The sequence below is a fragment of the Donghicola sp. XS_ASV15 genome, assembly GCF_041224595.1.
Lineage (GTDB): Bacteria > Pseudomonadota > Alphaproteobacteria > Rhodobacterales > Rhodobacteraceae > Donghicola.
This window is the reverse complement of the sequence record NZ_JBGFGN010000044.1, coordinates 18,140-28,204: the sequence shown is the minus strand read 5'-3', so window position 1 is coordinate 28,204 and position 10,065 is coordinate 18,140. Positions and strand designations below refer to the sequence as shown.

At 60.6% G+C, this 10,065-nt stretch carries 10 protein-coding genes; 5 read left to right on the top strand and 5 right to left on the bottom strand.

Annotation, left to right across the window (positions count from 1 at the left end; genetic code table 11):
* The first annotated feature begins 135 nt into the window (after positions 1-135).
* Together AB9K37_RS00710 and AB9K37_RS00705 are read left to right on the top strand one after the other, a co-directional pair.
* Entirely contained in the window at positions 136-1,023 is an 888-nt protein-coding gene (locus AB9K37_RS00710; protein ID WP_092465302.1) for an ArdC family protein, read from the top strand.
* Positions 1,020-1,199: a hypothetical protein gene (locus AB9K37_RS00705; protein ID WP_092465301.1), complete on the top strand. Its 180-nt coding sequence runs from the start codon at positions 1,020-1,022 to the stop codon at positions 1,197-1,199. The genes AB9K37_RS00710 and AB9K37_RS00705 overlap by 4 nt, the downstream gene beginning before the upstream one ends.
* 139 nt (positions 1,200-1,338) lie before the next feature.
* Here the strand turns inward: AB9K37_RS00705 and AB9K37_RS00700 are convergent, their stop codons facing one another.
* From AB9K37_RS00700 to AB9K37_RS00680, 5 genes are all read right to left on the bottom strand, one after another.
* Entirely contained in the window at positions 1,339-1,758 is a 420-nt protein-coding gene (locus AB9K37_RS00700; protein WP_092465300.1) for a hypothetical protein, read from the bottom strand.
* 53 nt (positions 1,759-1,811) lie between these two features.
* Positions 1,812-2,036 (bottom strand): hypothetical protein, encoded by a 225-nt coding sequence (locus tag AB9K37_RS00695; protein WP_092465299.1) that lies wholly within the window; start codon positions 2,034-2,036, stop codon positions 1,812-1,814.
* On the bottom strand, positions 2,029-2,181 hold the full coding sequence (locus AB9K37_RS00690) for a hypothetical protein (RefSeq protein ID WP_158525082.1): 153 nt from the start codon (positions 2,179-2,181) through the stop codon (positions 2,029-2,031). The genes AB9K37_RS00695 and AB9K37_RS00690 overlap by 8 nt, the downstream gene beginning before the upstream one ends.
* Before the next feature lie 255 nt (positions 2,182-2,436).
* On the bottom strand, positions 2,437-3,102 hold the full coding sequence (locus tag AB9K37_RS00685) for a hypothetical protein (RefSeq protein WP_369835115.1): 666 nt from the start codon (positions 3,100-3,102) through the stop codon (positions 2,437-2,439).
* Positions 3,102-3,815 carry a ParA family protein gene (locus AB9K37_RS00680; RefSeq protein ID WP_158525081.1) on the bottom strand — a complete coding sequence of 238 codons (714 nt, stop codon included), beginning with the start codon at positions 3,813-3,815 and terminating at the stop codon, positions 3,102-3,104. Before AB9K37_RS00680 ends, AB9K37_RS00685 begins: the two co-directional genes overlap by 1 nt.
* 760 nt (positions 3,816-4,575) lie before the next feature.
* Here AB9K37_RS00680 and AB9K37_RS00675 point away from each other — a divergent pair.
* The 3 genes from AB9K37_RS00675 to AB9K37_RS00665 are packed head-to-tail and all read left to right on the top strand — an operon-like array spanning position 4,576 to position 10,058.
* Positions 4,576-5,151, top strand: a complete 576-nt coding sequence (locus AB9K37_RS00675) for a hypothetical protein (RefSeq protein ID WP_092465295.1) — start codon at positions 4,576-4,578, stop codon at positions 5,149-5,151.
* Positions 5,138-7,972 (top strand): relaxase/mobilization nuclease domain-containing protein, encoded by a 2,835-nt coding sequence (locus AB9K37_RS00670; RefSeq protein ID WP_102856247.1) that lies wholly within the window; start codon positions 5,138-5,140, stop codon positions 7,970-7,972. The genes AB9K37_RS00675 and AB9K37_RS00670 overlap by 14 nt, the downstream gene beginning before the upstream one ends.
* Entirely contained in the window at positions 7,965-10,058 is a 2,094-nt protein-coding gene (locus AB9K37_RS00665; protein WP_092465294.1) for a type IV secretory system conjugative DNA transfer family protein, read from the top strand. Before AB9K37_RS00670 ends, AB9K37_RS00665 begins: the two co-directional genes overlap by 8 nt.
* The last annotated feature ends 7 nt before the right edge of the window (positions 10,059-10,065 follow it).

The following is a 10,065-nucleotide window of genomic DNA, read 5'->3' as shown; positions in this document are numbered from 1 at the left end:
TTGCGCGGGTCCCCCTCCTGCCCTCGCCGGGAGGCAGGCTTTCAGGAGAGGGCCGCTTGCAGCGGACCTCGCCAGAAACCCCGCCCCGATTTTCGGCACCAAGACCGGAAGGGGCACACCACAAGGAGGCCACAAATGGCTGCTAAATTCGATCTTCACGCCCACGTCACCGACAGCATCATTGCCAGCATCGAGGCAGGCACCCCCGCATGGCGCAAGCCGTGGACCGGCGAAAAGGGTGGCGCACCGTTCCCGCTGCGCAGCAATGGCGAACCCTATTCGGGCATCAACGTGCTGATGTTGTGGCTTGCCGCCGACGCCAAAGGCTACCGCGCCCCCCGCTGGTTCACCTACCGCCAAGCGCAGGAAGCTGGCGGGCAGGTCCGCAAGGGCGAGAAGTCTTCCACCGTGGTCAAGTATGGCACTTTCGAGCGCGAGGACGAGGCGACCGGCGAAGAGCGCCGCCTGCCCTATCTGAAGGCATATCGGGTTTTCAACGCCGAGCAGATCGACGGCTTGCCCGCCGAGTATTACGGAACCCCCGCCGAAGAGGCCCGCGACCTTGGCACCGAAGCCAACCCCGAGCTTGACGCCTTCTTTGCAGCGACCGGCGCAGAAATCCGCACCACCGACGAGCCGCAGGCGTATTACATGCCGAGCGAGGACTACATTCACATGCCGCCGATTGCGACCTTCCACGACGCGGCAGGCTACTACGCCACGCTTGCCCACGAGGCCACGCATTGGACCGGCCACAAGTCCCGCCTTGATCGCTTTTCCCGCTTCACCGACCGCAAGGCTTATGCGTTCGAGGAACTGATTGCCGAGATCGGCAATTGCATGGTTTGCGCCCGCCTTGGCCTGACGCCCGACTTTGGACAGTCTGGCGCTTATATCAAGGGCTGGCTGCGCGCGTTGAAGGATGACAAGCGCCTGATTTTCAAGGCCGCGAGCGAAGCCCAGAAGGCCAGCGACCTTTTGGTTAAGGGCGAGAACCGTGAAGAGGAAAGGGCCGCAGCGTGAGCGGCCCCCTCACCCTGCCCCGCCTGTCCTGCCGCAAATGCGGCAGGACTAGCCCGCCGGTCTATTTCGCGCCGGTGACGATCGAGGGCGAGGGCTCTTGCATCTGCTACGCTTGCGCCGAGGCGCGGCAATGGCTCGACCCAGACGGCAATTTGCGCCCCGGCATCGAGCTTTGATCTTTTCTAGCCCCCGCCAAACCGGCGGGGGTTTTCGCTTGTCCAGGTTCCAGATTTGACGGGGCCGGGACCACGCTTGCGCGCGGCCCCGGCCCCGCCCGGCGCTTCGCGCCGAGCCTGCTATCGCAGGCGGATCGGATCAGAGGCAGGTGAAAGGCATCGGTTCGCCCAGCTCCACTTCGACAGCGGCTTCGCCGCGCGATACCGTCACTGTCTGATGGACGCGGAATCCGTCAACAAGGGTTTCCCAATCCACAGGGTTCGCCGTGGCTTTCCCGAACCGGCCATGAACCAGCGCCGCATTGACACGGTTTCCATCAGGAAAACTGAAGCCCACCTCAGCCGACAAGTCAGGATCGCCGCCCGCTTCGAGCAGCACCGCACTTTCGGTCGTGCCGTAGACGGTGTTGGGATCACAAACCAGCGAGACAACCATGTTGCCATCGGCGGCGCGGTAGAGATCGACGCCGCGCTCGTTCTCATGCTCCCAGGCACCCGCCATCGCGGACGATGCGGACAGGGCAATTGCGCTGAAAATCAGTGTCTTATGAAATTGCATAGGCTGCCTCCATTCGGGAGACAGCCTATCATTTTCAGCAGGTAAACGGAAGATTATTCAATGGTTTCGGCGGTTTCCGCCCACTTGTCCTGCCAAACATCGAAGGAGGCAATGGCTCGCCCCTCCGGGTCTTTCAGCGTGACCTCGCCGCGTGTCTTCGGATCGCGCATGTAGGCCGCGCCGAAATCTCGCAGGGTATCGGAGCTGGTAGAGTAGACTGTTCCCAGGTCGCGCCCCTGATCCTCGGCCGAGATCGAGAACATGGCTGCCTTACTCATAGATCACGTTCTCCCTGCGCCCGTCTTTCCAGCGCGGAAGTTGCTCGCCGGTGTTCCATTCATAGAGCCAGCCGACAACCTCGCGCGTCGTTGCATCGAGGATGCGTTTTATTGCTTTGGCTTCCAGTCTTTTCTGTCTCGGCATGATCTTCACTCCGCTTTTTCTGCATCACGGAGCGCCCCGTTCCCGCGTGTCCTTCAAAATTGAAGGGAGGGTAAGCGCCCGCTTACCCCTGCCGAGCGGCGAGCGTGAGAGGATGGGGGTGAAGCCAAATCGACAGGGTTGGTGCGGCCCGCAGCCGAAGGCGAGGACACGGCCCTGTCTATTTTGCTTCAGGGGGAAGGAAGCCTAAACTCCTTCCCCCTTCTAGGAATAATGGGACGCGGCTTGCCGCGTCTTCTAGCTCTTCTTCAGTCGAAGCTCTTCGATCACTTCATCAAGGCAAGTCCAGAACAAGGGTTCAAACTGGCCTCGGACCATCGCGCTATCCGATTGCAGTCTAAGCGGATCATGCTTTTCTCGCAGATCGTCTAGGACGTTTGCCGAAAGCCTTTTCGTGGTGTGATAGCCTTCGCGCATCGGGAGCCGGTCGGCCTCGGGCTTTTCAACGAATTTCGCCTTCAGCTCGAACCGCGCTGTAGCGCGGCGACCGGCCAAAGTGATTGCGTCGCGAGCTGCGACCCCCTGCACTTCCAAAGCATCGAGCTTTGCGCCCTGCTCAACCTTCACCGCAGCATCGAGGCGGGTTTCCCGCTTGCCCTCAGCCTTCACTTTCGGCGCGGCTTTCTCTGTCGCTTTTGGCGTCTTTTGCGGCTGGGGCTCGCTGATCGCTTGCTCTGCGCGGGCCGGTGTTGCCGCTTCTATTTCGGGAGCTGGTGCCGGGCTGATCCCTTCCGGCTCTTGCGCTTCTATCTCGGCGGCGCTGGTTTCGGGTGCCGGTGCCGGTGCCGGTGCGGGCGACGAAGCCCCCGCCGCGAATGTGCTGGTTCCTTCGCGGGCGCTGGTGAAGTTGGTGGAGTAGTCTGGGTTATGGCCTTGAATGTTGGGGCGCTTCTTTCGTGCCATCACACACCCCCGAGAATATCTTTGAGGATCGCTTGCGCCTCTTCGAGAGCTTCATCGTAGAGCTTTGCGTGGGTCCGCAGCAGAGCGACTTCATTGTTGCGCCGATCTTCGGCCAGATAGTGCAGGAACCCTTGGCTGGCCGCATCCTTGTGCTGCTTGCGCTCCATGAAGTAATTTTCGATCACGGGGAAGGATTGGACCGCCTGCACTTCCAGCTCTTTCTCGGTTTTGTTCATCCGGGCGGGGACGCTTGACAGAACGACATGGAAGGCCGGAAGGTTTTCGGGGTCTTCGGTTCGTTGACGAAGATCGCGATACCACCCGTAGGTGTCTTGCGTGATTTCCAGGTCATCGTTCGAGAGCATCATCGGGACCACCAGAACGTCACTGAAAGCGGCGAGGTCATCGGCCCAAGCACCGGCAGCGCCAAGGGTGTCAACGAAGACGTAATCAATCGAACCCTCTTCCCATGCCTCTTCAGTCCGAGCCTCGAACGCTTCCGGCGTAGTGAGCTGTTCAATCGAGAAATTGGGATCGCTTATTTCGAGTTTCTTCGCCCAGCGGAATAGGGCTTGCTGGGGGTCAGCATCCAGAACGAGGCATTTTTTGCCTTGGCTCATCGCCGCGCTTGTTAGGGCGCGGGTCAACATCGTTTTCCCTGCGCCACCTTTCCGCGTCATGACCGTGATGACCTTCATGTTCTCGTTTGGCATTGCTCGCCCTCTCATCGCTTGTTGCTTGTCCGGGGTTGCGTGTTCAGTGTTGCGTGTCCCGTGTTCTGTGTCCTTTGTCGCTTGTCGCGGGTTTCCGGTCAAGTGTTGAGTGTCCGGTGTCGCTTGTCACCTGTCCTTTGTCCGGTGTTACCTGTCGCTTGTCCGGTGTCGTTTGTCCCGTGTTACCTGTCGTCTGTCCGGTGTTGCTTGTCCGGTGTCGCTTGTCCTGTGTTGCTTGTCCTGTGTTGCTTGTCGCCTGTCGCTTGCCCGGTGTTGCCTGTCCTGTGTTGCTTGTCGCCTGTCGTTTGTCCGGTGTTGCCTGTCGTCTGTCGTCTGTCCGGTGTTGCGTGTTGCGTGTCTCTGGCGGTCGGTGTGGGTCAAAGTCGCGGATCGGGACAACGCTGACGCCATCCAGGCCCCGCCAGTCTGCTGGCGCGGGGTCCGTCGCGTCGATTGCCCTGCCGACGACAAGGGGGGTGGTGGTGCCTAGGAGCGCCAGAGCGAGCCACTGAGGGGCCATCTCTGAATTTCGAGGGGGGTTGCTGCGGAGAGACGCTTGAGGCGTCTCACGGGCGATTTTTGGAGGGGCGGGCCGGAGCGGCCCGGATCGAACCGTGGGTTCGATCACGGCACGGGCAAGCCGTGCCTGAAGCGGAATACAGCCGAACTTAACGGCTTCGACACTCGACACAATCCTTGATTGCGTCGAAGCCTATTCGTCTGTATGAAGGTGGCAGGAAATAGGGAGTGATTGTTCAGTATGTCCGCGCGCCGCCGCCTGAGCCGTGAAGACCGCCTCGTCATCATCCGCGAGCGGAAGAAAGGCGTGTCTCACAAGGCACTTGCGGAACGGTTCGGGGTGACGGAACGGGCGATCTACTACACCGTTCGGACTGAAAAAGAGCGCCGCCGTGAAACCGGGCATCGGAGCAAGACGATCACCGTCACCGTCACGCCGGAAGAGGCCCAAGCGTTCGATGCACTTCTCGGGAAGCACGGCATCAACAGCAGATCGGACGGATTGCGTCGTCTGATCCAGTGCGCGAACGGCGTTTTTCAGCCCGACGAACATATGGTTTCGGAGCTGAATGCTTTCCGGGCGGCGCTCAATCGCGTCGGTAACAACGTCACTCAGATCGCCAAAAGGATGAACGAGGCGAACAAGAAAGGGATGCGCCCGAGCTTCGGAGAGGGCAGCTTGGCTCAGATGCGGAGCCTTGCCGGGTTCGTCCTGGACTTCGCAGATCAGGTTCATTCGCTGGCGGAACGCCGCCGTAGTCACCTGACCCTTACCGTGAATGCTGCATTGAGGGAGCTGGCCGATGGCGAGAAGTAACGCTGTCGCCCAGGTCACGGGCGAGCTTTTCGAGGATGGTTGGAGCAAGGTCCGAGGCTCGATGCAGGGCCTTGGGGCCAAGCGGCAGCAGATGGTCCGTGCTGCGCGTGGTGGTCGGTCGGCGGTTTTCAAGGCGATCCGGTCGGGCGGCACCCATACCAAGGGTCAGCTCATGAACCAGCTCGAATACCTGACGACCAAGAGTTCGCACATCGTTGACAGCCGGGGTGTCCTAGATGGGAAGACCCGGCTTTCGGCTGACGAGATCAAGAGTGTTGCCGACCGCTTTACCGAACGCTGGGACAAGGGTTTCAATCCGAAGATGGGTCACACGACCCATCTTCTCATGTCGTTTCCCGTCGGCACTCGGGGCGCGGATGTTCGAGACATTGCCAGCGATGTTGCGGAGCGGTTTTTCGCAACCGAAGACCGGAATTTCGATTACCTGATCGCAGTTCATGAGGACCGGGCGCATCCTCACGCCCATGTGGTCCTGAACCGCCGTTCCCAGGAAGGCGAGTTCTTCTATCTCGGCCGAGATCATCACTTCAATTATGACGATTTCCGCACGGCGATGGTCGAAGAGGCTGAAAAGTATGGCGTGAGCTTGGAGGCTACCCGCCGTCTTGATCGGGGCGTCGTGACGTATACGCCGCGGACCCGCGAAATCTACGCGGCGAAGGAGCAGGGCAGGGAGCCGGTTGGGCGCGTTCGGATCGGGCGCGACCTGGACCGGGCGCTGGCCGAGATCGCAAGCAACACGAAGGTTTACCGTTCGCTGGCCGCCGAGGCGTCGGCCGAGAACCGGGAGGATATTTCAAACGCCTTGTTCCGTGCTGGCGAAATGCTGGCGCGGGGTGGGCAACTTGAACAGACAGGAGAAGTTTACATGGCCGACCAACAGTCCTTTGACGACCTGAAAAGCAGTTTTGCCGAGCGCATGGAGCGCGTCGAGGCGATGGTCGCCAGCACCCCCGAAGCACAGCGCCCCCAAGCACAGGCTCGCCTCAACCAAATCTACCGTGGCGTTGAGCATATGCAGCCGCTTGGCACCCGTTCCCACACTCTCAGCGAGCCGCCCACCGAGGGGGGGATCTACACCGAGGACAACGTGAACAGGGACGCGCTGGATCGGCTGCGCGAGCCTCAGATGCGCGCGCAGATCGAGACTGCCTTGAGGGGCACAGGCATTTCGTCCGAAACCCTGGTTTCCCGGATCGAGACGACCGCGAACAATGCCGCGCTCGAACGCCAATGGCTGTCTGACGATTTGCAGAAGATTGCACAGACCAACGGGCTCAATCTCGAACGCCGGGAAGACCTTGAGCAAGCATCCGACCGGCTCGACCAAATCCATGTCCAGCTCAGTCAAGCGTTGGAGCGTGGGGAGGTGTTGCGTGGTAATGACCTTATCGACACCGATGCGACAGATGATGAAGTCTTCGCAGAGGTGATGCGTGAGCAGGCGGGCGCAGAAGACTACCGCGAGCGGATCGCAGAGCAATTGAACGCCGAAGCCGGTGTTCTTCGCGCCGAGACAGAAGGTATCGCGGCGCGTGAGGCCGAGGCTGTTGCCGAAGTGGAGCAGGGGGTTCGGGCCGAGTTCGACGGATCGGGCTATGACTACGCCAAGTTTGAGCCGCTGGTCATTGGCCGGGATCGTGTTGCACAAGGCGATAACACGGTCAGCGCCAATGCCGAGCTGGCAACCGCCTTCACCGCATTGGCGAAGGAGCGCAGCGACGGGTCTCTGTCGGTTGAGGATCAACAGCGGGCCGACGCGATGTTGCGCGATACGGCCAATCGTTACGGCGAGCAGATGCGCGATGGGTTGACCCGAGAAGACACGCGCGAGTTCCAAGCGCACGAACACGAGGACTTCGACGGCTACAGTGCCCAGGTCGAACGGTTCGAGCAGGAGCGTCTGCGCGAGTTCAACGACGCAATTCGGCCTTACGCAGTTGAAGGCGATAGAGAAGGCGGGGTTTCCCATCAGGCCCATATCGAACAGGCCAGCCTTGATCGCATGAGCAGCCGTATCCGTGACGAGCTTATGTCCGCCGACCAATCGGAGGACTTCGATACGCGCTATGATCGGGTCCAAGCCATGTCTGAGAATGGTCAGATCGAAGCGATGGCGCGGGAGCGGATCGCGACCGAGCAGGCCGACTATCTGCGCGATAAACCTGAAATCCTGACTTCGCCTGACCTGATTTACAGTGACCAGCCCTATCAGGAGGCGATTGTTGATCGTGACCTTTACGACCGTATCGAGACGGAGGCACGAGCCGCAGGAGCCGACGATGCAGCCGATGTGAAGGTGGCTGTCGCGGATGACTTCAAAGCCCGGTATCCCGACATGCCGGATCACCTAGCGCGTGGTCTGGGGCAGACCTACGCCACGGCCATGAGCATCCGAGACAGCGAGCGGGTTTCCGAGTTTGCGGATCAACGCGAGCTGACCAGCACCACGCACAGCCCGGAGATCGAGCGCGTCATCGCGCATGAGCGGGACGACAAGATCAACCCGACCTTTGCAGATGAGGCAGGCGGGCGCGCTTATCGCGAAGAGATCGAGCGGGAGCTGGATGACGACCAGATCGCCGCGCTGAAGGAAGGCGATGCAGATGCCTTGGAGAAGGTCATTGATGACCGGCTGGAACGGCTCTACGCCGCCAAAGCCTACCTTCAGTCTGATGAGGCCACCGCAAACAGCGAGGCCACTCGCGAGGTCATTTCCGAGATCGCAGACGAGGAATATGACGCGCACCGCCTGAAGCACGTCCAGAACCACAGCGAGAAGGGGCAAACACATGGATAAGGGAAAGCTGGCCCTCGGGCTCTTTCTGGTCACGCTGGTTTTCGCCATCATCGGCTATGTGGCGGCGACGGCGTGGCTGACCTACAGCGCCAGTGGGCTTTCGGGCCTGTCGTCCGAGATCAACTTTTTCTGGCTGGCACAGAACTACCTCGACATGCGGGTGTATCGGCCTGACGACTTCGAGAAGGTCAACCTCATCATCGGAGGGTTTACCCTCACGGGCCTCCTTCTGAGTGCTGTCCTGTCCGGGACCGCGCTTACCCGCTTCGGCAAAACCCATTGGCAGAAGGCCGGGGAAATGGGCAAGAACGGGTTCTTTGGGAAACCTGGAACCGGGTTTATCCTCGGGAAGATGGGGAAACCAAAGTCCCGGCGGAAGCTCATCACGTCGCAGGTTTTCCCTCACGCCCTGATCGTCGCGCCGACCGGCCGAGGGAAGACAACGGGCTTTGTCATCCCGAACCTCTTGACCTTCAAAGGGTCTGCCGTGGTGCTGGACGTGAAAGGGGAGAATTTCGAGAACACCGCTCGCCACCGGGCATCGACCGGCGACAAGGTATATCGCTTCGCGCCGACTGATTGGCATGATCGCCGGAGTCACCGCTACAATCCGCTGTTGAGGATCTTCGAGCTGGATGATCCTGACCGCAAGCAGATGGAGCTTCAGCTACTCGCTTCGCTCTTTCTCCAAGCGGACAGCGACCGGGTTCAGGGCCTCTTGAAAGGCGGTATCGACCTGTTCGTGGCCGCCGGTCTTTTGGCGTTCGAGCGGAAGCGGCCAACCTTGGGCGAGATTTACCGCATCGCGGCGTCGGGCGGGAACAAGCAGAAAGAGTTCATGAAGCGCCGCGACGAGGTGCAGAACCGCGCCGCCAAGCTCATTTTCGAGCGGCTGGCTTCGACCAACAACGACACGCTGACCTCTTATGTCTCGCTGTTGATGACTTCGGGCCTCGATCAATGGAGCAACCCGGCAATTGATGCGGCGACCATTGAATCGGATTTCGATTTCCGTGCGATCCGTAAGAAGCCTTTCACCGTCTACCTGGTCGTTGCGCCGAACATGGTGAAGCCGATGGCGCCGCTGATCCGGCTGTTCTTCTCCGACCTGATTTCCTCGCTGCAAGACAAGGAGCCGGGGAAAGACGAACCTTGGCCGGTCATGATTATGCTCGACGAGTTCAACCGCCTCGGAAAGATGCCGATTGTCGTTGAGAGCATCGAGACGCTGCGTTCCTACAAGGGCCACCTTGCTATCGTCACCCAGACCATTCCGGCGCTGGATGAGATTTACGGGGAGAACACCCGGCGCGCTCTGCAAGGGAACGCAGGCGTGAAGCTCTATCTGACCCCATCGGACGAAAAGACCGTGGAAGAGTTGAGCAAGGCCGTGGGTAAAACCACGAAACGGGTTGTGACGCGCTCGCGCTCGATTGGCCGCAACCCGTTCGAGGGGCGCAGCATGTCGGAACGCACCGAGGAAACCTCGCTGTTGCCGGAGGACGAAGCCCGCCGGATGCCACTCGATGACATTGTGATGGTCGTGGATGCTCAGATGCCGATCCGGGCGAAGCGCATCAAGTATTACGATGACCCCTTTTTCAAGGCGATCCACAAGGCGCAGTCGGGAGAGCTGCCCTTCCCAGAGCGGAGCCTGAAGTCGAGCGAGCCACCAGCAGCACCCGAGGCCGAAGCCCCGGCACCGCAAGACCCCACGCCGCCCGCTCCCGCGCCCCAGGCAGCAGAAGCGTCCACACCAGTGCCCGAGGAAGCGCCGGCACCCGCTACCGCTCAGGAAGCGTCCGAGAGCCTTACGGTGAAGCAAGCCAGCGACAAACCGCACCGCGAAAAGCTGAAGACCTCGCGGCGGAAGAAGTCGAAGGCAGTAACGCAGGCCACGCGGGACATGGACGAACGGCAACGTGAGTTCGATCTTTCCGAACAGCAGCGCCTCAATCTGCCTGACCCGTCGAAAGTGACCGATGCAGATGTTGAGGCACTAACGAAGGCCGACGCCGAGCTGGCCGAGTTCGAGGCCATCCTTTCCGAAGGACAGGGCGGGGAACGAACAGCAGCAGTCGGCTGACATGAGA